Raw genomic sequence first — 21788 nt, 5'->3', positions numbered from 1 at the left:
ACAGATGCGCTCGACGACGCTGTCGAAACTCGTCGGGCTCGCCGCTGTGCTGCTGGTCGGCGGCTTCGTCACGATGGGCTTTACGCGGCTTGCCGTCGGCTACGACCTCGCTCGCACCGTCGCGGCGCCGCTGTTTCTCGCCGGGTTCGCGGTCGCGGTGGGGCTGTTCGTCGTCGGCGTCCTGTGGAAACTCGGCATCGTCGAGATCGAGGACTGAACTTCCAACGCGTTCAACTTGGCTTTCGGACTCACACATTCACGGGTATTTATCACGATTGTTTCTGGAATTATTGGCGGCGGAGCTATGAAACGGAGAACGTTCTGTAAGCTGGCGGGCGCGGGAGCGATCGGCGTAGCGAGTAGCGTAACGAGCGTACAGGCCGCCGAGACCGTTCCGCTGGTCACGACGCGAGGGCACTTCGACATCGAGTGGGGGTCGGTCGTCAGGGACGACCGGTACGGACCCCAAGAGTACGCGACAAACGGTGCAGTCCCCGGTGTCGACACCGGGAGCTGCGCCCCCGATTTAACCGTCTTCGTCCACGGGTACAAGACCAAGGCCGGCGAGGCGGCCGAAACGACGAGCGATGTCGAGAGTTCGCTGGCGGACTCGGGCTACGGCGGAACGACGATCGGCTACGCGTGGGACGCCGACAACCCGCTGTGGGACTGGTGGGAGACGACCGAAATCGCCCGAAAGAACGGGCCGAAGCTCGCCCGGTTCACGCTCGACTATCTGGCGGCCTGTCCGGACGCCACGGTGCGGTACGTCGGCTACTCGCTGGGCGCGCAGGTCGTGCTTTCGGCGGCCCAAACGCTGGCGTCGTGGGGGCGCGGCGAGACCGTCGACGCGCTAACCTTGCTCGGCGCGGCCGCGGACGATCAATCGGCCAGCGCCTCCGGCCGGTACGGCCCGGCGCTGGAGCAGGTCGTCGGCCGGGTGGATAACTACTGGAACGAGGACGACAGCGTGCTCAACTGGGCCTACGGCACCGCCGAGTTCGATGGCGCGCTCGGGGCCAATGGCATCGAGGGGACGCCGCCGGCCAACTACTGGGACCACGACGTGAGCTACGTGCCGGACCACTTCTCGTACTACGACGCCGACGAGGGCTGTGTCGACGACGTGGTCGCCAACTGGTGATCGGGGCCGGAGCTTTCGGTGCGGCGTCAGGGTGCGGCCGACAAGATCCGCTCGGCGCGACGCCGCGTCTCGGCACGACACCCTTTTTGCCGGGGCACGACTACCTCCGGCTGCGTACCTTTAGTCCCCGCCCGAGCACGTCCGTCAGGACGCGATGACAGCGCGGAGAACCCGGGTGCGCGACACGCGGTTCACTGACTTCGGTCGAGCGTCGCTCGACCCGCCCGGCACGAGGGTTTCCCGGTTGACAGGGCCTGCCGCCCACGGATGATACCGGTCGTTAGTGTTCCGGGCGACACACTACGTTCGAGAGCGACGGCGTTTAGAGGAGTTACTCGGCTGGCTCGATCCGTTCTACTAACCCGTCGAAGTCGTCATCGAAGCTCAGTACCGCATCGATATCCCGAGACTCGCACAGGTGGATCGTCGTCAGATCCGTGAAGCTGAGTTCTGGATCGTCGTACTCTCGGAACAGTTCGACTGACGCTCTCACGTCGTCTGGTTCGACGTGGATCGTCTCGAAGACCTGCGGAAATGGGTTCTCTCCGAGAATGCGCCGGGCCACGGTGTCAGCGGCGTCGTGCGATCCCGTCCTAACTCGGGTGAGCGTCACCACCTCGTCGAGCACGTAGTCAGAGACATACGGCTGGCCATATACACCACCGAGGAGGTCGTCGAACGCTGCGAGGGCGCGGTCGTGTCGTTCGGCGTCGGTGTCGTGGTGTGCGAAGAACACGCCGGTATCGACGAGAACGCTCATCCGTACAGCACGTCGTCGATATCCTCTTCGCTCGTCGCCGTTCCCGAGGAAACCATCCCCTCGTGGAAGGCACGGCGGTCACTCTCGGAGACTGGAACGCGTTCCTCGCGGAACGAGTCGAGCAGATCGGCCTTCGACTCGATCGCGTTTTCGACTAACCGCGCCAGAATCTCCTGTTGGGTGACCTTGGTTCCGGTTGTTAGTCGGATTTCCGCCTGTAACCGTTCGAGGCGGTCTTTCGTATCATCGTCCATCTTCACCGACGTTGCCATGAACGAGAGTAGAGTCTTCTACTGGGTAAATGTTGTCACCAGAAATCCGATGTATCGGCGTCGACAATCTCGGCGAAAACGACTGAAACTGCCACAAAAACGCAAAAGAGTAGAGAGACGCGACGCCGTTACTCCAGATCGAAGCGGTCGTGGCTCATGACCTTGTGCCACGTGTCGACGAAGTCCTCGACGAACTTCTCTTCCTCGCTGGCGTAGACGTCAGCGATGGTCCGGAGTCGGGAGTTCGAGCCGAAGATGAGATCGACGCGGGTGCCCGTCCACTCGACCTCGCCCGTCTCGCGGTCGCGCAGTTCGTAGACGCCCTCCGAGTCCGCCGGCTCCCACTCGTAGTCCATGGTGAGCAGGTTCTGGAAGAAGTCGTTGCTCAGCGTGCCGGGCTGGTCGGTGAAGACGCCGAGGTCGGACTGCTGGTAGTTGGCGTCCAGCGCGCGCAGGCCGCCGACGAGCACCGTCATCTCCGAGGCCGTCAGGTCGAGCAGGTCGGCGTGGTCGACCAGCAGCTCCTCTTCGGGGGCGTCGTACTCGCCGCCGAAGTAGTTGCGGAAGCCGTCGATTTCCGGCTTGAGCGCCTCAAAGGATTCGACATCGGTCTGTTCCTGCGTGGCGTCCGTGCGTCCCGGCTCGAAGGGAACCGTCACGTCGTAGCCGGCGTCGGACGCGGCCTGTTCGACGGCCGCGTTGCCGCCCAGCACGATGAGGTCCGCGAGCGAGACGCGCACATCGTCGGATCTGGAGTCGTTAAAGTCGGCCTGAATTTCCTCGTAGGCTTCCAAGACGGACTCTAGCTCCGCCGGCTCGTTGACCTCCCAGCTCCGCTGGGGCTCCAGTCGGATGCGGGCGCCGTTCGCGCCGCCGCGCTTGTCGCTGTCGCGGTACGTCGACGCCGCTGCCCAAGCGGTCTTGACCAGCTGCGGGACGGTCAGCTCCGAGTCGAGAATCTCGGCTTTGAGTTCCGCTTGCTCGTCCTCGCCGATCAGATCGTAGTCGGCGTCGGGAAGCGGATCCTGCCAGAGCATCGTCTCGTCCGGCACGTCGGGACCGAGGAACCGATCTTCGGGGCCCATGTCGCGGTGGATCAGCTTGTACCACGCACGCGAGAATGCCTCGAGGAACTCGGGCGGGTTCGCTTGGAACTCCTCGATGATCTCTCTGAACTCCGGATCGCGCTTGAGGGCGATGTCCGTCGTCATCATCATGGGGTCGTGCTTCTCCGACGGATCGTGCGCGTCCGGGACGGTGTCTTGGGCTTCCTCGTCGACCGGCTGCCACTGCTTCGCACCGACGGGGCTCTCGGTCAGTTCCCACTCGTAGTCGAGCAGGTTGTCGAGATACGACGTGTCCCACATCGTCGGCCACTGGTTCCACGCGCCCTCGATGCCGCTGGTGGTCGTCTCGGACGCCTGCCCGGAGTCGGGCCAGCCGAGGCCCTGCTCCTCGATGGGGGCGGCCTCAGGTTCGGGACCCATGGCGTCGTTTTCCGCGCCGTGGGACTTGCCGAACGTGTGTCCGCCGGCGATGAGGGCGGCCGTCTCCTTGTCGTTCATCGCCATCTGGCCGAACGCCTGTCGGATCCGCTTTGCGGACTTGAGCGGGTCGGGGTCGCCGTTCGGGCCCTCGGGGTCGACGTAGATGAGGCCCATCACGGTGGCTGCGAGGGGCTCTTCGAGTTCGTCGTCCTCGTCGAAGCGCTGGTCTTGGGGTGCCTCCCACTCGCTTTCGGGACCCCAGTAGACGGCCTCGTCGGGCTCGTACTCGTCTTCGCGGCCGCCAGCCCAGCCGAGCGTCTGCATACCCATCGACTCCAGCGCGGTGTTCCCGGCCAGAATGATCAGGTCGGCCCACGACAGTTTGCGGCCGTACTTCTGCTTGATCGGTTCGAGCAGTCGGCGGGCCTTGTCGAGGTTCCCGTTGTCAGGCCAGCTGTTGAGCGGTGCGAGGCGCTGAGTACCGCCGGACGCGCCGCCGCGGCCGTCGTGTGTCCGGTACGTACCGGCGCTGTGCCACGCCATCCGGATGAAAAACGGCCCGTAGTGTCCGTAGTCGGCCGGCCACCAGTCCTGCGAGGACGTCATCAGGTCCTTGAGGTCGGCCTTTACTTCTTCGAGGTCGAGCTTCTGGAACTCCTCGGCGTAATCGAAGTCGTCGTCGTACGGACCGACGTTTTCGGCGTTCTGATCGAGGACTTCCAGGTCCAACTTGTTGGGCCACCACTCGTGATTATTTTGTGACATCGGTGTTGTCAGCTCGAACGGTGCTTTCTGCTACTACCAAAAAAACCTGTGGAAATGCGAATGAGGGTTCCCGGTAACGATATATTATTGCGCGCTGGCGGCCACTGATCTTTCCTATCGATCGCCCGCCACACCGCCGATCCAGAAACGGTTTGTTCGCGCCGTTCCCATCGACGGGTATGAGAGTGAGTGCAGTCGCCGATCTCGGTCCCGACGAGCGATCCGCGCTGTTCGAGCGCGACGCCGGCGTCGCGGCGGTCAGAGACGACGTTCGAGAGATCGTCGACCGGGTCCGAGAGGAAGGCGACGTAGCAGTTCGGAACTTCTGCGAGGAGTTCGACGGCGTACAGGTCGGCAGTCTGGAGATCACCGACGAGGCCGAGCGCGCCTACGAGGCGATCGACGACGAGTTGCGCGAGGCCATCGAGACGGCCGTCGAGAACGTCCGCGAGTTCCACGAGGCGCAGGTCCCCGAAGACTGGCGCGAGACGTTCGACGGCCGCGAACTCGGCCGTCGGTTCCGACCGATCGAGCGCGTCGGCGTCTACGCGCCCGGCGGCACCGCCGCCTACCCCTCCAGTGCTATCATGGGTGTCGTCCCGGCGAAAGTCGCCGGCGTCGAACAGGTCGCGGTTGCGACGCCGCCGGCCGACGAGATCAACCCCGCCACGCTCGCAGCGATCCACGCCGCCGGTGCCGACGCCGTCTACAGCGTCGGCGGCGCACAGGCCGTCGGTGCGCTGGCCTACGGCACCGAATCGATCAACCGGGTCCAGAAGATCGTCGGCCCCGGTAACCGCTGGGTGACCGCAGCCAAAGCAGAGGTTCGGAGCGATGTCGAGATCGACTTTCTGGCCGGCCCCAGCGAGATCGTCGTCGTCGCGGACGACACCGCCGATCCCGAGCACGTCGCCTCCGATCTCGTCGCGCAGGCCGAACACGACGAGAACGCCTCGGTCGTCGCCGTCACCGACGACGAGGCCCTCGCCGACGCCATCGCTGAAGCCGTTGATCGGCAGGCGGCCGACCGCGAGCGCGAGGACGTGATCCGCGCGGCGCTCGACTCGGAGGCCAGCGGCGTGTTCCACGCCCGGTCGATGAGCGAGGCGATCATGTTCACCGAGGCGTACGCGCCCGAACACCTCTCGATCGTCGCCGACGACGACGAGGCGATCCTCGACCGGATCGACAGCGCGGGAAGCGTGTTCCTCGGACCGTACACGCCGGTCGCCGCGGGCGACTACGCCAGCGGCACCAACCACGTCCTGCCGACCGGCGGCGGCGCCAAGCTGACCGGCGGCCTCTCGGTCGACACGTTCGTCCGGTCGACGACGGTCCAGCGCCTCGATCGGGACGCGCTGGAGTCGCTCGGCGACACCATCACCACGCTGGCCGACGCCGAAGGGCTGGAAGCCCACGCCGAAAGCGTCCGGCGGCGGCTCCGCGAGGAGTAGGTCCCGGAGCGGTCGCGACGCCGCGGACACTGCGACGTTCGATCCTGCCGAGCGTGCGCGGTGGTTCGGCGTAGTTGCTCTTTACTGCCCCTATACGAGCTATAACAAAACCCTGCTATGGGTAGCTATGCGTATGGAATTCGGCTTCTATCACGAAGCGGCCGGCACGCGACACGCAAGCGGCATCGCGATCTACGTCCAGCGGATGGCCGCCGAGCTGGCCGACGATCACGAGGTGTACCTCTACACCGAAGCCGGCGAGACGACGCCGCTGCTGCGCGATTCCGGCGTCGAGCTGATCGAGATACCGCCGTTCGAGGGACGGCTGGCAGACGCCGCGGATCGGGTCGTCCCCCTGAGCAGGCAGAACCTCTCGAAGATCGCCATGGCGGCCCGGTCAGCGTGGGGGGACGTGGTCTCGCACATCGACGAGCACGTCGACGTGCTCTGTACGTTCCAGTTCATGGACGACCTGTTGATCTCGCGGCTGGTCGACGCCGAAGTCGTCTATCTGATCCACGGCGTCGAGAACGTCGGCGTCGGTGCGAAGGCCCGCGACCGACTCACCGCCGCGACGGCCGACGTTGCAAACACCGCAGACACCGCCCGTAAGGTCCGCGAGAAACTGGGCTACCACGTCGATCACGTCGTCCGGCCGGGAGTCGACGTGGACCTGTTTCGGCCCGACGCGCCGCCGGCGTTCGATGCCGAAGAGCGGACGGTGCTGTTCGTCGGCCGGTTCGTCGATCGCAAGGGCGTGTTCGATCTCGTCGACGCCTTCGCTCCCCACGCCGACGACGCGACGCTGCGGCTGGTCGGGCGCGGCGACGCCGACGCCGTCCACGAGGCAGCGCGCGAGCGCGGCATCGCCGAGTCGGTCGTCGTCGACGGCGTCGTTCCCCACGACGATCTGCCGGGCTACTACACTGCTGCCGACGTGTTCTGTCTTCCGTCTCACGCCGAGAGCTTCGGGATGGTCAACCTCGAAGCGATGGCCTGTGGGACACCCGTCGTCTCGACCGACCTACCGGGGATCCGCGAGTACGCCGTGGACGACGACAACGCAGTGCTGGTCCGGCCCGAAAGCCGGGTCGAACTGTCGGACGCGCTCGGCGAGCTGCTCGAATCGCCGGAGCGCCGTACTCGACTGGGCGAGCGTGGCCGTCAGACCGCGCTCTCGCTGTCGTGGGGGCGTCAGGCCACGCGGCTCGCCGACTTCTGCCGGGAAACTGTCGGCCAGCAGCCCGACGCCGATACCGATCGACGCCCCACCGGCCCGCTCCCGGTGCAGTAGACACTCTGCGAACGCTCCCGGACAGCAGAGTCAGTAGGAGCAGCTCCATCAGACCCCAGAAACAGAGTGGCCGTCGATAACGCCGCATTCGTGCGATTATAGAGGATATAACTAACCCCACAAATGTGCTGGCAGCGCGTAGTGTTCGGAACCGAACGCCGAGTATCACGAGACGCTGCGCCGTCATGAACACCGATCGGGTGCTCGACGGGCTGAAAGCGACGCTCGTCGCGCGGGCGTGCAAGATGGTCGCCAACGCGGCGTTGCTGGTGCTGCTTGCGAACGTGTTTCTCACGCCCCGGGAGTACGGACTGCTGTTTCTCGCGCTCTCGATCGTCGGCGTCGCAAAGCTCCTCGGAAGTCTCGGTCTCGGCCGCTCGGCCGCCTATTTCGTCACGAAGTTCAGCGAATCCGATCCCGGGCAGGTTCCAGCGGTGATCCGCATCTCGCTGACCTACCGACTCCTGTTGGTTGGCGTCGTTGCGGGAGCGCTCGCACTCGGGAGCGGTCTGCTGGGGACGGCGCTCGGTGAGCCGGCGCTCGCCCCGGTACTGGTCGTCGGTGCCGGCTATCTGGTCGCCAGTTCGATCCACTCGTTCAACGCGAACCTCTTTCAGGCGTTCAACCGCGTCCCGGTGAGCGGTGCGGTCAACGTCGTCCAGCAGGTCGTGCGCGCGATCTGTGTGATCGGGCTCGTCGCGGCCGGCGGCGGCGTCGTCGCGGCGATTTTCGGCTACCTTCTCGGTGCGGCAGTGTCCGCGCTGCTCGGCGGCGCGATCCTCTATCGGCGGTTCTACGCCGACCACGAGGACGATGGGGGCGACCCCGAGCTTCGAAGCCGCATCCTGCGCTACAGCGTCCCGCTAACCGCCAGTAGCGCGGCAAACGTCCTCGACAAGCGCATCGACACCGTGCTGATCGGGTACTTCCTGACGCCCGTCGACGTGAGTTTCTACGTCCTCAGCAAGCAGGTCTCGGAGTTCGCGCTCGTCCCGGCGGGCGCGCTCGGATTCTCCGTCTCGCCGACGTTCGGGGAGGAAAAGGCAAAGGGGACGCTCGCCCGGGCCGGCAGGCTCTACGAGTCGTCGCTCCAGTACGTGCTGTTGTTGTACGTTCCCGCGGCGGTCGGAATCGCCCTCGTCGCAGGGCCGCTACTCCGCTACGGCGTCGGACGCGAGTATCTCGGGGCGGTCCCCGTGCTCCAACTGTTCGGCATCTACGTCCTGTTTCAGGCGATCACGAATGTCACGACACAGAGCCTCGATTACCTCGGCCGGGCCCGCGAGCGCGCGATCGCAAAGGGCGTGACCTCGGTGGCGAACGTCCTGCTCAACGTCGCGTTGATCCCCGCGTACGGCGTCGTCGGCGCCGCCGCGGCGACCGTCGTTACCTTCGGCGCCTACACCGCTGGCAACGTCTTCCTCATCCATCAAGAACTGCCACTGGATACCCGAACGCTAGCGACGACGGCGGCGGCCTCGGGGCTCATCAGCGGCGGCATGGGCGCGGCGGTGCTGTGGCTTCGGCCCCACGTCACGGGCGTCGTGACTCTGCTCGGCGTCGTGGCGCTCGGCGTCGGCATCTGGGCGGTACTCGCCACGGTGAGTGGGCTGTTGAAGCCGCGGCGAGCGGCCTCCATGCTACGATGAGAGTTCGGGTGTCGGAATGGCACAGCCGTATCCAGTGGGAACTCCCGGCGGCGTCAGTATTATCTACGTGACGACGTTATCTACGTCCATGAGTACTGACGCGGCGTCCGGCGGGGAGGGCCAGCCGTCGATCGAGGTGACACAGGCGGCCGCCGAGCGTGCGCTCGCGCTGCTCGAACAGGAGGAGATGGACACGGACGAGGCCGGACTCCGGCTGTTCGTCCAACAGGGCGGCTGTGCAGGGCTGTCCTACGGGATGCGCTTCGACCGCGACCCCGACGAGGACGACACGATCTACGAGCACCACGACCTGCGCGTGTTCGTCGATCCGGCGAGCCTCAACTACGTCGAGGGCAGCGTCGTCGACTTCGAGGACGGCCTGCAAGCTGAAGGGTTCCACGTGGAGAATCCGAACGTCGTCAGCGAATGTGGCTGTGGCGAGTCGTTCCGGACCTGACTTACTCGTCGAGCTGGAACGCGACCACGACCTCGGCTTGGTACTCTCGATCGTCGGCCGATGCGACCTCGACGCCGAGTTCTTCTACCTCCGCCCAGTGGATGTTGTCGAGCGTCGATTCGGCTCGGTCGAGCGCGTTGTCGGCGGCGGCGTCGAAGCTCTCGGTGCTCGTGCCGATCAGCGTGATCTTCTTGAAGACCATGGCACGTGCTAGTCGTTGGCGTACCAACTTAATGGTTCGCCGGTAGAGGTGTGGTGGTGACCTGCGGGCAAATACAACGCGAACGTCGTTATCGTCTGTAGCCGTGGCGGCTAGTTCTGCGTGACGAGTTTGCCGCTGTCGTCGTAGCGGAACCCGGCGTCCCGGAACAGTTCCTTGGCGCTCTCAGGGTCGACCTCGCCCGCATCACCGGGGAAGGCGCCGAAGGTGGGCTGGCCGTCCCAAGCGAACTGCTCGGGGAGATACTCGGTCTGAACGAGGGGCGAATCAGCCGGCTCTGCGTGGCCGTACATCATCTCTTCGACGGCGTACTCGCGGTCGATCAGCCGGGCGACGGCGGTCCGGAACTGGTGGTTGTTCAGCGGGTGTCGACGCGTGTTGAATCCGAGCATGTAGAACTCACCGTTGCCGCCGGACAGCAACTCGGCGTTGGGCGCCTGTTTTGCACCCTCGGCGTGCTCGGGCCAGATCGGCGATGCGCCGATGTCGATGGTGTCGTCCTCGACGCTGCCGATCAGCAGTAGCGACTGCTCGATGACATCGAACCGGAGCTCCTCGAAGGACCCACCGGCGGTAAACGGGGCGTACCGGTCGCCGAGGCTGCGCCCGTCGAACAGGAAGTGGTCCTCGTTTTTCGAGAGGACGAGCCGGTTGCCGGCGCTCGCGTTCTCGAACCGGTACGGACCGCTGCCGATCGCCGGCTTGTTCTCCCAGACCAGCGCTTGTGTCATGTACGTCCGGACCACCTCGGTGCGCTGGGTCCAGACGTGCCGCGGGAACAGCGGGACGGTCAGCGCGCGACGGGCGACGGGACGGCTGGTATCGCCGAACTCCAGTTCGATCACTCTGTCCGACTGGACCGACACCGAGTTGACCAAGCTCGATCTGCTCCGGTACAGCGGTGCCGGAACGGGCGCCGACTCGTTGCCCATGGCCGTATCCTGCAGGAACCGGTAGGTGAACGCAACGTCGTCGGCATCGAGGCGCTCGCCGTCGTGCCACGCGAGGTTCTCTCGCAGCGTGACGCGCGCAGTCGTCGGGCCGCTTGTGGCGTCCCACTCGACGTTCGCGGCGACCCACGGAATGTAGTCGTCGCCGACCTGTTCGACGAGCGGTTCGTAGATCAGGTCGAGCACCTTGGTGCGGCTGTGGTAGTCGACGGCGATGGGATTGCGGTTGCGAGTCAGCGTGGCGCCGAGGATACCGACGCGCAAGCGGTCGAAACTCGGGTTAGCGGTACCGAGTTTGAGGTAGTCGGGGGCCTCGATGAGCCCGTTCGGCGTCCGTTCGAGGTCGAGTTCGGTGCTGGCGACGGTTAGCTGATCTGGATACGCGAGAACGCTAAACGGCTGGCGCTCGTACAGCCGATCCTGAATCTCGGTTACCGTCTCGTGTCGCTGTTGACCGGTCTGGGATCGCTGTGTTACCAGCAACTCGTCGACCGACGGCGCCGTGAAGCCGAAGGGGTTCTGCCAGCCCGCCTCTTCGCTGTAGCGGGTGTGAAGCATGGTGCGAAGCTTGTCCGGGTCGTCGACGCCGGGATGGCGGGCGATAAACAGGTCGAAGTCGTTGTCCATCAGGGCGCTCCGGAGGACCGACGCCTCGCTCTGTGGCTCGTATGTTGCGTTGATGCCGGCCCGCTGGAGGTTCTGTTCGAGCTGGCGCGCCATCTGGATGGCCGCGGTATCGACGCTGGCGGGGACCGTCGCAATCGTCAGCGAGAGGTCGTTAGGGCTGTCCCACGCGAACTGGGACAGGAGGTTCGTACAGCCCGCAGTCGAGCCGAGCGCCGACGCTCCGAGCGCGCCGAGCAGTTCCCGGCGACGGGGTCCTGGGCTGGAAGAGGGCATACCCACCCTTTGTTTTCGCGTTGCCTTACAAGTTACCGAATGAGTCGAGTCTTGACGTATCGACTCAGCGTGACGATTCTGTCCGAACCGTCGGAGAATATAGCGTGAAACGCAGCCACTGTCAAGTATCGGTGCTACGCTGTTGCCGCGGGGCCCGGTGGCGCCCGGATCACCTCGTAGTCGTTGTTCTCCACCGAGATGATCGCCCAGTCGTAGTCCGGATCGGATCGGGATAGCCGACGACGGAGTTCGCGGGCGTCCGGCTGTCGCGTCACGAAACAGTGTAGCCCGCCCGACTTCGGCGGCTCGGCAGGCTCCGTGAGTGTCGTTACCCGGACTGCCTTCCAGCCGCGCTCGGCGGTGAACTCCGTTCCGTCGCCCGAGACGGTGTATCCTAAGCGGGTGAAAACCTCTCTGGCCTCCTCGACGAGTTGGGTGTTAACAGTACCCATTCAATTCGTGCTACGCTGTCACACGTAATAAAGCTATCCTCCACGAGAACGGCTGTTGCACCCGGTTACTCGTGGGCCGCGTCCCACTCGGTCGGCTTCCGGAGGTTGTCACAGCGGTTACACTGGATCCGGCCCATCGCGTCCATCGCGTTGTCGACGGTCTCGCACTCACCGCAGAACCAGCCGTACTTGCGCTCGCGGTCGGGCGTCACGTAGGCGACGTAAAAGGGCGCTTTCGAGCCGCGGTCGCCCTCGTCGGTGGCAACGTAGACCGTCTCTCCGTCGGGCGTCGTATGCGTCTCCATGCTCGTCCCTTTCCGCGCCGAGAGGAAAGGTGATTCGACAGCGCCGCGACGCCCCTGTCGTGCTGACGCCGCGACGCCCTCCTCGCCGCGACGAACCTCTCGGGCGGGTAGAGGATATATTAGTCGTGCTGCCCTCACTAGCGATGTATGGCCCTCCGACTTCTCCACTACTCCGACGTGGAAAACGCCTACGACGCGCCAGAGCGGATCGGCCGACTCGCGGGCGCGATCGAGCGGCGCCGCGACTCGGAGACGGTGCTTGCCGGCACCGGTGACAACACCGCTCCGGGCGTGCTGTCGCTGGTCACCGACGGGCGACAGGCGCTCGATTTCTTCGCGGAGATCGATCCCGATGTCGACACCTTCGGCAACCACGACTTCGATCACGGCTACGACGGACTTCGGCGACTCGTCGACGAGTCACCACAGACGTGGGTCTCCGCGAACGTCGAACTCGACGGGCAGCGCTTCGGTGCCGACGCCGGCGCCGAGCCGTGGACCGTCGTCGAGGCCGGACCGCACGAGGTCGGCGTCGTCGGCGTCACGACGCCGACGACCCCCTCGATCACGCCGACGGCGAGCGATCTCACCGTGACGAAGCCGATCCCCGCCGTCGCGGACGCCGCCGCCGAGCTACGCGACCGGGGCGTCGACTACGTCGTCGTGCTGGCGCACATGGCCGACGACGAGCGGATCGCCGCCGAGTGCGACGTCGACGCCGTGCTCGGTGGCCACACCCACACCGAGCGCGTCGCCAGAGTCGGCGGCGCCGTGTTGACCCGCCCCGCCGCCAACGGCGAGTCCCTCTACGAGATCACTTTCGACGGCGACGAACCGGCCGCACGGCGCCACGCCGTCGCCGACGCGCCCATCGACGAGGCCGTCGCAGCGGCGCTGCGCGAGCGCAAGACCGCGGCGGACCTCGATACGGTCGTCGACACGGTCGCACGGCCGGTCGAGCGCACCCACGAGACGGCGTTTCGCGGCGAGAGCCGCGTCGGCAACTTCGTCGCCGACGCCTACCGGTGGGCCAGCGACGCCGATGTCGGCCTCCAGAACAGCGGCGGCATCCGCGCCGGCGAACCGCTTTCCGGCGAGGTGACGGTCGCGGACCTGATCAGCGTCGTTCCCTTCGAGGAGCCGATCGTCGTCGCCGAGGTTTCCGGCGCCGAACTCCGGTCGATCTGCCGGCAGGCCAGCGGCTCGACCGTCGAACTCGGCGAGCCGGAGTGGTGGCACGCCCACGTCAGCGGCGCCGAAATCGTCTGGGACGGCGCCGAAGCCGCGCTGGAGACGGTCCGGGTCGACGGCGCTCCGGTCGCTCCAGACGCCACCTACACCGTGGCGACCTCCGAGTATCTGCTCGGGACCGATCACGAGTTTCCCGCGCTCGACGCCTCTCACCGCGTCGAGACGCTCGACATCCAGTACGACGTGCTCGTCGAGTACGCCCGCGAGCGCGGCGTCGACCCGGCCATCGAGGGGCGGGTCCGTCGCCTCGGCGTCGATACGCCGGCGACCACCGACGGGGGCGACACAGCGGGATCGTCAGGCGCTACCGGGACGGTGCGGCCGGCTGACGACGAGTGAAACGAGCCGTGAGAACGAACACTTACACCTCGGGGGGCGCTGCGTTTAGCCGATGAGTCACGTCGTGGTCCCGGTGCGGTATCCGCTGACCGTCCACTCGAAGAACACGCTCTCGAAGGCGATCGAGATCGCACGCGAGCGGGACGCCGAACTGACCGTCCTCCACGTCGACCTGTACCACAACAGCCACAACGTGACGCGCTCGGAGCTCAAACAATCGGTCGAAGCGGCCTTCGACACGCCCCGCAAAGTCAGATACGCGGTCAGAAAGGGATTCTTAGTCGAGGAGACGATCCTCGAAGAGGTCGCCTCGGAAGCCGCCGACGTGGTCGTCATCGGCCACAAACAGGCCGGGCGCTGGCGCAGTATGATCCGCAAGCTCGTCGACGACCCGGATGTCGAAAGCTACCTCCGCGACCGCGTCGACTGCGAGCTCGTTACTGTTCGGGCGAACTGAGTTCGCCGTCGGGCTTACTGAGCGTTGGAATCGGCGTCGTCCGACGGTGCTTCCGGCTCGGTGTGATCTGCTGTCGCTTCCGAGTCGGCGTCGCTTGTCTCGGCAACGTCTCTGGTGGGACCAACTGCCTGCCGACCGGCTCCGCCTGCTCGGTCCCGATCAGCAGGTCGCCCTGTGGCGGCCATCCGTCCGCCCTGCTGGGACACCGAGACGTTCGCCTGCCCGCTCGTCTCGTCGAACACCAGATGCGAGTGGGGGTACGCAAACTCCACGTCGGCGCCGTCGAGTTCCTCCCAGAGGTTCTCTTGGATCTGCGAGCGCGCGACCAGTAGCTTGTACGGTTCCTGCAGCCAGTAGCGAAGCGTCAGCAACACGCCGTGGTCCGCGTACTCGTCGATAAAGCAGGTCGGGGCGGCGTCGTAGCGCGCGCTGCCGACCCGGATTCCCGGCCCGCCGGGAATGACGTTGTCGACCTGCCGCGCCGAACGCTCGAACAGGCGTCGCGCCTCCGCGAGGTCGCTCTCGTAGGTCACGAGTACCGACAGCGACTGGCGAGTCCGCTCGTCCTCGGCCGAGTAGTTGACAACGTCCCGTTCGCGGATCGTCGAGTTCGGGACGACGATGAAGGTGTTGTCCAGCGTGAACATCTTCGTGTACCGGAGCGTGATGTCCTCGACGAACCCCTTCTGACCGCCGTTGTTGTCGGTGAGCTCGATCATGTCCCCGATCTCGAAGGGCTGATCGGCGAGCACGAACAGGCCGCTGATCACCGACCCCACGATCGGTGCGAGGATGACGGCGACGACCGCCGAGAACACCGTCACTGACAGCAGGATGTTGCCCGGCTGGAAGCCGACGATCCGGCCGGCGATGGCCACCGCGACGAGTAGGACGCTCACGCGGATACCTCGGAGCACCGTCTGGGTGATGCTCGGGCGCTTGAACTGGCGAGCGATCATCCGGCCGACCGACCGGACGACCAGCTTGGAGACGTACCAGCCGACGAGCAACACTAGCCCGGCCTCGACGAGGTTCCAGACATCGCTCGGAACCGCCTCCGCGACGGCGCTGACGACGGGAGCGATCCGGGGCGGGAGCTGAGCGAGGACAGCCCGCGTGAGGCCGGCAGTCATACACCAGACATCTCGCGCACTCGTGAATAAGGATTGTGACCGGTCGCGATCCGACGACGGAACTGGGTCCCAGCGGTGGAGTTACCAGCCTCGACGCCCTCGATACGGACATGGACGAGCACACGCGCGATCCGACCGTCGAACCGCCGGTGGGCAACCCCACCGGATGGCGGCCCGGCGACGCGGACGACGGCGTCGCCACCGTCGACGGCTCGGGCGCGTGGGAGCACGCCACCTTGCGGCGGGCCGTGGTCCACGGCGTTCGCCTCTACAACGCCGGCGACTTTCACGAATCGCACGACTGCTTCGAGCACGAGTGGTACAACTACGGGAGCGGAACCACCGAGAGCGCCTTCGCCCACGGGATGGTGCAGGTCGCGGCGGGCGCGTACAAGCATTTCGACTTCGAGAACGACGACGGGATGCGCTCGCTGTTTCGAACCGCGCTCCAGTACCTGCGGGGCGTTCCACACGACTACTACGGCGTCGACGTGCTCGACGTGCGTACCACGCTCACGAACGCGCTGGACGATCCGACAGCGCTGGAGGGGTGGAAGATCCGGCTGGACGATGACCTGCCCGAAGCGACAGCGGAGGACTACGACCACGCCGAGCGCATCGAGTAGCTGCGTCGGTTACCAGTACGGCGCCGGGATGGACGGCGCACCGACTGAGATGAGATACCACGCCCAGAAGGCACCGAACAACGCCAGTCCGAACAGGAGCAACCACAGCAGCATATTCTTGTACTCGTCGTGGACAGAGGAGGCAAACACGAGCGAGTCCGGGGAGGGATGTTCGCCCGAGATGACGAGGAACGTACACCGATCGCCCTGTACGTCCGAGCCGCCGTACTTCGCCTGCGCGACGCGCCAGCGGTCCTGATGGCGCTCGGGGATGTCGTGTGCGATGTTGATCGAGTGTGCGATGGTTTCGTCCCGGTAGTTCCGGCGGACGAGCGCGACTTCGGTTCCCGTGAACTGGCTGAAGATGCTGATCGCAACGTCGCCGTTGATAACCAGATCGTAGGCGTTCTGCTGGGGCGTCTCGGTGATATCGTACACCGCAGAGGATTCGGAACGGAGTGCCGATTTGATCGTCTCGTCGAGGGTGTAGTGCCCCTGTCCGACGAACTCAGTCGATCTGAGGGTTCGTACAACCGCCTTCGTACAGCCGGTGTGGTTCGTTGCCATCGTTGAGGTTTGTCCGCGACATCGGTGTTGCTTGTCTAGTGATACCGACCAACATACAATACTATACACTCAGAATACATAATCATTGTTATTAATATATTTATTCTGTTATTTCTGGCAGAGAAGCAGCGCGTAAGACCCTCTCGGTGGCGCTCAGCGTTCGATCGAGAGGATAGCCTCGTAGAGTTTCGACTGGGCAGCCGCGAGGTGTTCGGTGAACGTCGAGCGCGCGATACCCAGTTCGTCGGCGACTTCGCTGGCGTTGGCGCCTTTCGGGTACTCGAAGTAGCCCAGTTCGTAAGCGCGCCGGAGAACGCGTCGCTGGCGCTCGGTTAACACCGAGCGATCGACGAGCACGGCGTCGGCGTCGTCAGCGTCGCTCCCGTGCCCGAGCGACCGCAATCGGACGCCGTCGAACGCGTCGCCAAGCGCCGCGACGACCGCCCGAACCTCCGCAACGTCGACCGCCCGAAACGACAGTTCGAGCCCGCCGTCGGCGGCGCTCACGTCGGCCAGTGGCGGCCCCGTTTGCTCGACGAGATCGCACGCGCACGGTTCGGTCCGGTCGCGCTCGAAGCGATACACCGTCTGGCCGTCGCGCTCTGCGACTGGCGTCGCCTCGATTGCTACGTCGGCGTCACTGTCGACTGCGAACTCCTCGGTAACGACGCCGTCGCGGCCGCCCGAGGCGCGGTCGATCCTGTCGATCCGGGCGTCGGCGTCTGCCGCCGCCGCGGCGACCGGACACTCGCCGGGCGATGCGATCTCGATCTGTGCGCGCACACCTTCGCTCATATCCGTTCGTTCGGACCACGTGTCAAAAAGCGGGGCTGGGCATTGTCACCGCACGGGAATCGTCCTGTCGTCGTGATAGCGAACATGTTCGCCCCACAGCCTACCCGACGAGGGCGGCAAGACGACGGTATGATCGATCGACCGTCCAACTCGCCGCGCTCACCGCCGTTCGTCTGCGCGGGAGTCCCTCACGGCGCCGGAACAGATCATTTATGTGCGTTAGCCGATCATGGACGATAGGATGGTACGGGATCCGTTTGCCGACGAGGAGGTTCCAGAAATCGAGTCACTCCTCGGTGCGCTGGAAGATCCCGACTGCCGGACGATCATCCGGCAACTCGACGAACCAATGACCGCGAGCGAACTCTCGGACGACTGTGACATCCCACTGTCGACAATCTACCGAAAGCTCGACACGATGTCGGACGCAACCTTGCTCGAAGAGCTGACCGAAGTCCGAGGCGACGGCCACCACACGACGCGCTACGAGGTCGCCTTCGAGGAGGTCCGACTCATCCTCGAAGACGATCGAAGCCTCGATGTGGATGTCAGTCGCCCGGCCCGGACGGCCGACGAGCGTCTCGCGGACATGTGGTCGGAGGTGAGCAAAGAGCTATGAGTCCACACTCGACGGCGGGACCTGCAGTACAGACGGTGTTGGCGATCATCAAGACGCTGATACTGATTACCGGCGGGATCATCACGTACTTCGCGTTCAAAGCGTATCGCCGCACCGACAGCAGATCGCTCGGAGCGCTGGCGCTGGGCTTTGGCCTGATAACGATGGGAACGTTCCTCGCCGGCGTGATCGCCGACATTCTCAATGAGTCGCTTGCGATCGGCGTGGTCGTCGAGAGCATTATGGTGCTTGCCGGCTTTCTCGTCATCGCGTACTCGCTGGCGGTCCGGTGACGGCGTCACTGCGACGCTGTCCCACCTTGTCGTGACGCCGCGCTATCTCGCTGGATGATAGCTGTTTGCCTTCACATTTTCAGCCTTTATATGCGATTTTGGGGTTCGATTCCCGTATCGTGAGAACGTGCTCGCCCCATTAACAGTACCCAGCCGGTACACGCTAATGAGGACGCACCAATGACAGATCGATCAGACGGAGTTTCCCGGCGCACGTTCGTCAGTATCGCAGCCACCTCGGCAGCCACGGCCGCGCTGGCCGGCTGTACCAGCAGCGGTGACGAGGCCGAGCCGGTCGACGGCGGCGACGACAATCAGTCCGATAACGGTGGCAACGACCAGAGCAACGGCGACGATGGCGGCGACACGAGCAGCGGCGGCTCGACAGTGATCGTCGGTCCCGGCGGCGCCACCAGCTTCGATCCCGAGGAACTCACCGTCTCGACGGGGACGACGGTGACCTTCGAGTGGGATTCGGACTTCCACAACGTCGTCCCGACATCCCAGCCCGACGGGGCGAACTGGTCCGGACAGAAGGAGACGAAAAACTCCGGGTTCACCTACGAGTACACGTTCGAGGTGGCGGGCACCTACGAGTACGTCTGCGAGCCCCACGAGAGTGCTGGGATGACCGGCACAATCGTCGTCGAGTAAGGCCGACCCGCGGCGGCGTTTCTGGGAACTATTAGGGGCGTGGCGACGTATCAGGCGCCATGAACGACATCGAGACGCTCGAAGCGCTCTTCGAGCACGAACTGGCCACGCTGTACTACGTCGAGACGGAACTGATCGACGTTCTCGACGAGGTAACGCTGGAGTTCCGCGACGACGACCTCACAGAGGCGTTCGCGGACCACCGCGACGAGACGCGCGAGCACGCCCGCCGGCTCGAATCTGTGTTTCGGGCCGTCGGCGCTTCGTCTCGGTCCGAACGTAGCTCGGCGCTCGACGGCGTCGTCGCGGACCGCCAGCGCGTCGTCGAGGCGACTGACGATCCAGACCTAGTCGACGCGCGCTCGCTCGCCGCCGGCATCGAGATCGAGGCGATCGAGGTCGAGCGCTACGAGTCGCTGCTCCGGCTGGCCGAAGAACTCGACTACGACGACGATGTGACGGAGCCGCTGGCGGAAAACCGCGACGAGGACGCCGCGGCGAAAAAGGCGCTGACCGCAAAGGCCGACGGCTCGAAGCTCCGGAAGTTGCTCGGCAAGCTCCGGTGAGGGCGTCACAGCGCCGTTCGAGATGTCGCCGTGTCCGACGGCCGAGGCAGCCGCCAAGCGACGCCGATGGGTCCGGTGCGCGATGCGAACCCGACCGCTAGGATTTTGCTCGCCGAGCGCCAGCGTCGGGACGTGCACGTCGTCGTCAACGCCGCCACGAGCGCCGACGGAAAGCTCTCCTCGCGCCGCCGCGAGCAGATCGCAATCAGCGGGCCAGAGGACTTCGATCGGGTCGACCGGATCCGCGCCGACAGTGACGCGGTGATGGTCGGCGTCGGGACGGTGCTGGCCGACGATCCGAGTCTGACGCTCGACGACGCCGAGCGACGCGAGCGCCGGACCGAGAACGGGTGGTCCCCGAACCCGGCCCGCGTCGTCGCCGACTCGCGCGCGCGGACGCCGACGGACGCGCGAGTGCTCGACGACGAGGCGACGACGTACGTTCTCACCGGTGCCGACGCGCCGGACGAGCGCATCGACGCGCTCCGGGCGGCCGGCGCGGAGATCGTCCCGACGAGTTCCGAGCGCGTCGATCTTGACGCCGCCGTCGAGCAGCTCGAAGCCGCCGGCATCGACCGGTTGATGGTCGAAGGCGGCGGCGAACTCATCTTCTCGCTGTTTTCGGCCGGGTTGGTCGACGAGTTGTCGGTGTTCGTCGGATCGACGATCATCGGCGGCCGCGACGCGCCGACGCTCGCCGACGGCGAGGGGTTCGTCGAGGAGTTTCCGGCGCTGGCGCTGGAGGACGTGGAGCGACTCGACGACGGCGTCGTGCTCACGTGGAGCGCGTGACCGCCGTCGGATCGGAGAGAAACCGCGTGTCGGCGTCGGTCAGTGGTCGTGGCCGGTCATCTCGGCGAAGGACTGGCCGAAGCGCTCCTCGAAGCGATCCAGAGTCTCCTCCTCGATCGCTTCGAGTTCCTCGCCGGCCTCGCCGTGGCCGTGGTGGACGGCGCCGTGGATGCGCTGGGCGCAGCTGATCAGCGCGAGGTCGCCGACGACCGTGGCGCTGGACTCGTCTTCTTCCTCGGCCAGCAAGTCGAGCATGTCGGCCGGTACCGTCAGCTCGTCGCTCGATCCGTCGTCCGCTTCGATGGTGAACGTGATCTCGTCGGATGCCATACCTGCCCTTTGGCGCCCCGGCCTAAAAGAGGGATGTTCTCGACCCGAGAGAGGACTCACCGGCTCGATCAGTCGTCCGACTCGGCGACTGCGGCGTCCTCCGCCGCCGCTCCGCTGGCGTCGGACTCGGCGTGCTCTTCGAGGTACTCGTCGGCGTCGAGCGCGGCCTTACAACCCATCCCGGCCGCGGTGACCGCCTGCTGGTAGTGGTAGTCGACCACGTCGCCCGCGCCGAAGATGCCGGGCACGTCGGTGGCGGTCTGGCCGCCGTCGAAGCCGCCTGCGGTCTTGAGGTAGCCCTCCTCGTCCATCTCGACGCCGGTCTCTTCGAGGTAGTCGGTGTTTGGCGTGTGGCCGATGGCGTAGAACACCGCGCCGACATCCATCTCGAAGTGCTCGACCTCGTCGGCGAGGTCGGCGTCGTCGAGCTTCTCAGTCGGGTGGCCCTCGGGGTGGCGGACCAGCGAAACGTTCTCGACGCCGGCCGCCTCGCTGCCGTGGAGTTCGGTCACTTCGGCGTTGCGCAGGATCTCGATGTCGCCCTCTTCGACTTTCTCCTCGACGCGGTCGATCCAGTAGTCCTCGGCGCGGAACTCCTCGCGGCGGTGGACCAGATACACCGTGTCGGCGAACTTCGTGAGGAAGGTCGCCTCCTCCATGGCGGCGTCGCCGCCGCCGACGACGATCATGTCCTCGTCGCGGAAGAACGCGCCGTCGCAGGTCGCACACGTCGAAAGGCCATAGCCCATCAACTCGTCCTCGCCGGGAATGCCGAGCGTGCGCGCGCTCGCGCCGCTGGCGGCGATCACGGCGTCGGCCGTGTACACGTCGCCGCTGCGCAACTCGACGCGGAAGGGCCGCGAGGAGTCGTCGACGGACTCGATGATGCCGTTTTTCAGGTCGGCGCCGAAGCGCTTGGCCTGCTCTTTCATGTTGTTGACGAGTTCGGGCCCGCTGATGCCTTCGGGGAACCCGGGGTAGTTCGCCACGTCCGTCGTCAGGGTCAACTGGCCGCCGGGCTCGTCGCCCTCGATCACCAGCGGCTCGTTGTTCGACCGCCCAGCGTAAATCGCCGCCGTGAGCCCCGCGATGCCCGTCCCGGCGACGATCAGCGTGCGGTGCTCGACGGCGTCCTCAGTGGCCTCGGTCATGAGAACACGTTGCTTCGCGCGGGCTATTTAGCTTGCGTTGTCGTGCGCAAGCGGCGCACCTTAGACGGGCACAGAGTCGGCCGACGCCGCGGCGGCACCCTCGTTC

At 65.6% G+C, this 21788-nt stretch carries 26 protein-coding genes; 14 read left to right on the top strand and 12 right to left on the bottom strand.

Features of this window, described 5'->3' with window-relative positions:
* The first annotated feature begins 4 nt into the window (after nt 1-4).
* Nucleotides 5-217 (top strand): hypothetical protein, encoded by a 213-nt coding sequence (locus CRO01_RS02560; protein ID WP_097007547.1) that lies wholly within the window; start codon nt 5-7, stop codon nt 215-217.
* A gap of 87 nt (nt 218-304) precedes the next feature.
* Nucleotides 305-1144, top strand: a complete 840-nt coding sequence (locus CRO01_RS02555; protein WP_097007546.1) for a DUF726 domain-containing protein — start codon at nt 305-307, stop codon at nt 1142-1144.
* 331 nt (nt 1145-1475) lie between these two features.
* On the opposite strand, the gene CRO01_RS02550 is transcribed toward CRO01_RS02555, so the two are convergent.
* The 3 genes from CRO01_RS02550 to katG all read right to left on the bottom strand — a co-directional run bounded on the left by CRO01_RS02550 (nt 1476) and on the right by katG (nt 4428).
* Nucleotides 1476-1904, bottom strand: a complete 429-nt coding sequence (locus CRO01_RS02550; RefSeq protein ID WP_097007545.1) for a type II toxin-antitoxin system VapC family toxin — start codon at nt 1902-1904, stop codon at nt 1476-1478.
* Complete coding sequence (locus CRO01_RS02545; RefSeq protein WP_179747375.1) at nt 1901-2176, bottom strand: hypothetical protein; 276 nt, start codon at nt 2174-2176, stop codon at nt 1901-1903. Before CRO01_RS02545 ends, CRO01_RS02550 begins: the two co-directional genes overlap by 4 nt.
* A gap of 128 nt (nt 2177-2304) precedes the next feature.
* On the bottom strand, nt 2305-4428 hold the full coding sequence (gene katG / locus CRO01_RS02540) for a catalase/peroxidase HPI (protein WP_097007544.1): 2124 nt from the start codon (nt 4426-4428) through the stop codon (nt 2305-2307).
* 179 nt (nt 4429-4607) lie between these two features.
* Between katG and hisD the strand changes: the two genes are divergently transcribed.
* The 4 genes from hisD (at nt 4608) to CRO01_RS02520 (ending at nt 9282) form a co-directional block, all read left to right on the top strand.
* The gene (hisD, locus tag CRO01_RS02535; protein WP_097007543.1) at nt 4608-5882 is read left to right on the top strand and encodes a histidinol dehydrogenase; all 1275 of its coding nucleotides are present in this window, start codon (nt 4608-4610) and stop codon (nt 5880-5882) included.
* Nucleotides 5883-6015: 133 nt separating this feature from the next.
* Nucleotides 6016-7176: a glycosyltransferase family 4 protein gene (locus tag CRO01_RS02530; RefSeq protein ID WP_179747374.1), complete on the top strand. Its 1161-nt coding sequence runs from the start codon at nt 6016-6018 to the stop codon at nt 7174-7176.
* A 185-nt stretch (nt 7177-7361) separates the two neighbouring features.
* Nucleotides 7362-8825 carry an oligosaccharide flippase family protein gene (locus CRO01_RS02525; protein WP_097007541.1) on the top strand — a complete coding sequence of 488 codons (1464 nt, stop codon included), beginning with the start codon at nt 7362-7364 and terminating at the stop codon, nt 8823-8825.
* A gap of 88 nt (nt 8826-8913) precedes the next feature.
* Nucleotides 8914-9282: a HesB/IscA family protein gene (locus CRO01_RS02520; protein ID WP_097007540.1), complete on the top strand. Its 369-nt coding sequence runs from the start codon at nt 8914-8916 to the stop codon at nt 9280-9282.
* Between the two features lies 1 nt (nt 9283).
* On the opposite strand, the gene CRO01_RS02515 is transcribed toward CRO01_RS02520, so the two are convergent.
* From CRO01_RS02515 to CRO01_RS02500, 4 genes are all read right to left on the bottom strand, one after another.
* Nucleotides 9284-9484, bottom strand: coding sequence for a dodecin (locus tag CRO01_RS02515; RefSeq protein ID WP_097007539.1), 201 nt, complete (start codon nt 9482-9484; stop codon nt 9284-9286).
* A gap of 110 nt (nt 9485-9594) precedes the next feature.
* The gene (locus CRO01_RS02510; protein ID WP_097007538.1) at nt 9595-11352 is read right to left on the bottom strand and encodes an ABC transporter substrate-binding protein; all 1758 of its coding nucleotides are present in this window, start codon (nt 11350-11352) and stop codon (nt 9595-9597) included.
* Between the two features lie 134 nt (nt 11353-11486).
* A complete protein-coding gene (locus CRO01_RS02505) occupies nt 11487-11804 on the bottom strand; it encodes a DUF7116 family protein (protein ID WP_097007537.1) in 318 nt (105 codons plus the stop codon).
* A 65-nt stretch (nt 11805-11869) separates the two neighbouring features.
* Nucleotides 11870-12109: a DUF5816 domain-containing protein gene (locus CRO01_RS02500; protein WP_097007536.1), complete on the bottom strand. Its 240-nt coding sequence runs from the start codon at nt 12107-12109 to the stop codon at nt 11870-11872.
* A 147-nt stretch (nt 12110-12256) separates the two neighbouring features.
* On the opposite strand from CRO01_RS02500, the gene CRO01_RS02495 reads away from it, so the two are divergent.
* Both CRO01_RS02495 and CRO01_RS02490 read left to right on the top strand, forming a co-directional pair.
* A complete protein-coding gene (locus tag CRO01_RS02495) occupies nt 12257-13699 on the top strand; it encodes a bifunctional metallophosphatase/5'-nucleotidase (protein ID WP_097007535.1) in 1443 nt (480 codons plus the stop codon).
* A 52-nt stretch (nt 13700-13751) separates the two neighbouring features.
* Nucleotides 13752-14156, top strand: coding sequence for a universal stress protein (locus tag CRO01_RS02490; protein ID WP_097007534.1), 405 nt, complete (start codon nt 13752-13754; stop codon nt 14154-14156).
* Between the two features lie 14 nt (nt 14157-14170).
* Here CRO01_RS02490 and CRO01_RS02485 read toward each other — a convergent pair whose 3' ends face one another.
* Nucleotides 14171-15289 carry a mechanosensitive ion channel family protein gene (locus CRO01_RS02485; RefSeq protein WP_097007533.1) on the bottom strand — a complete coding sequence of 373 codons (1119 nt, stop codon included), beginning with the start codon at nt 15287-15289 and terminating at the stop codon, nt 14171-14173.
* Between the two features lie 110 nt (nt 15290-15399).
* On the opposite strand from CRO01_RS02485, the gene CRO01_RS02480 reads away from it, so the two are divergent.
* Nucleotides 15400-15915, top strand: a complete 516-nt coding sequence (locus CRO01_RS02480; RefSeq protein WP_097007532.1) for a DUF309 domain-containing protein — start codon at nt 15400-15402, stop codon at nt 15913-15915.
* A gap of 9 nt (nt 15916-15924) precedes the next feature.
* Here the strand turns inward: CRO01_RS02480 and CRO01_RS02475 are convergent, their stop codons facing one another.
* Both CRO01_RS02475 and CRO01_RS02470 read right to left on the bottom strand, forming a co-directional pair.
* Nucleotides 15925-16482 carry a hypothetical protein gene (locus CRO01_RS02475; RefSeq protein ID WP_097007531.1) on the bottom strand — a complete coding sequence of 186 codons (558 nt, stop codon included), beginning with the start codon at nt 16480-16482 and terminating at the stop codon, nt 15925-15927.
* A gap of 153 nt (nt 16483-16635) precedes the next feature.
* The gene (locus tag CRO01_RS02470; protein WP_097007530.1) at nt 16636-17277 is read right to left on the bottom strand and encodes a helix-turn-helix domain-containing protein; all 642 of its coding nucleotides are present in this window, start codon (nt 17275-17277) and stop codon (nt 16636-16638) included.
* A gap of 241 nt (nt 17278-17518) precedes the next feature.
* Between CRO01_RS02470 and CRO01_RS02465 the strand changes: the two genes are divergently transcribed.
* From CRO01_RS02465 to CRO01_RS02445, 5 genes are all read left to right on the top strand, one after another.
* Nucleotides 17519-17896 (top strand): winged helix-turn-helix domain-containing protein, encoded by a 378-nt coding sequence (locus tag CRO01_RS02465; RefSeq protein ID WP_097007529.1) that lies wholly within the window; start codon nt 17519-17521, stop codon nt 17894-17896.
* Nucleotides 17893-18189, top strand: a complete 297-nt coding sequence (locus CRO01_RS02460; RefSeq protein WP_097007528.1) for a DUF7521 family protein — start codon at nt 17893-17895, stop codon at nt 18187-18189. The genes CRO01_RS02465 and CRO01_RS02460 overlap by 4 nt, the downstream gene beginning before the upstream one ends.
* A gap of 180 nt (nt 18190-18369) precedes the next feature.
* On the top strand, nt 18370-18843 hold the full coding sequence (locus CRO01_RS02455) for a plastocyanin/azurin family copper-binding protein (protein ID WP_097007527.1): 474 nt from the start codon (nt 18370-18372) through the stop codon (nt 18841-18843).
* 59 nt (nt 18844-18902) lie between these two features.
* Nucleotides 18903-19409 carry a YciE/YciF ferroxidase family protein gene (locus CRO01_RS02450; RefSeq protein WP_097007526.1) on the top strand — a complete coding sequence of 169 codons (507 nt, stop codon included), beginning with the start codon at nt 18903-18905 and terminating at the stop codon, nt 19407-19409.
* Between the two features lie 132 nt (nt 19410-19541).
* Nucleotides 19542-20201, top strand: a complete 660-nt coding sequence (locus CRO01_RS02445; protein ID WP_097007525.1) for a 2,5-diamino-6-(ribosylamino)-4(3H)-pyrimidinone 5'-phosphate reductase — start codon at nt 19542-19544, stop codon at nt 20199-20201.
* Nucleotides 20202-20240: 39 nt separating this feature from the next.
* On the opposite strand, the gene CRO01_RS02440 is transcribed toward CRO01_RS02445, so the two are convergent.
* A complete protein-coding gene (locus CRO01_RS02440) occupies nt 20241-20531 on the bottom strand; it encodes a DUF7545 family protein (protein ID WP_097007524.1) in 291 nt (96 codons plus the stop codon).
* A 68-nt stretch (nt 20532-20599) separates the two neighbouring features.
* A complete protein-coding gene (locus tag CRO01_RS02435) occupies nt 20600-21682 on the bottom strand; it encodes an NAD(P)/FAD-dependent oxidoreductase (protein ID WP_097007523.1) in 1083 nt (360 codons plus the stop codon).
* Nucleotides 21683-21788: the final 106 nt, after the last annotated feature.

This window comes from Natronoarchaeum philippinense (assembly GCF_900215575.1).
Lineage (GTDB): Archaea > Halobacteriota > Halobacteria > Halobacteriales > Natronoarchaeaceae > Natronoarchaeum > Natronoarchaeum philippinense.
Note: the sequence above shows the minus strand (reverse complement) of the source record. Positions and strands in the feature narration are given on the sequence as shown.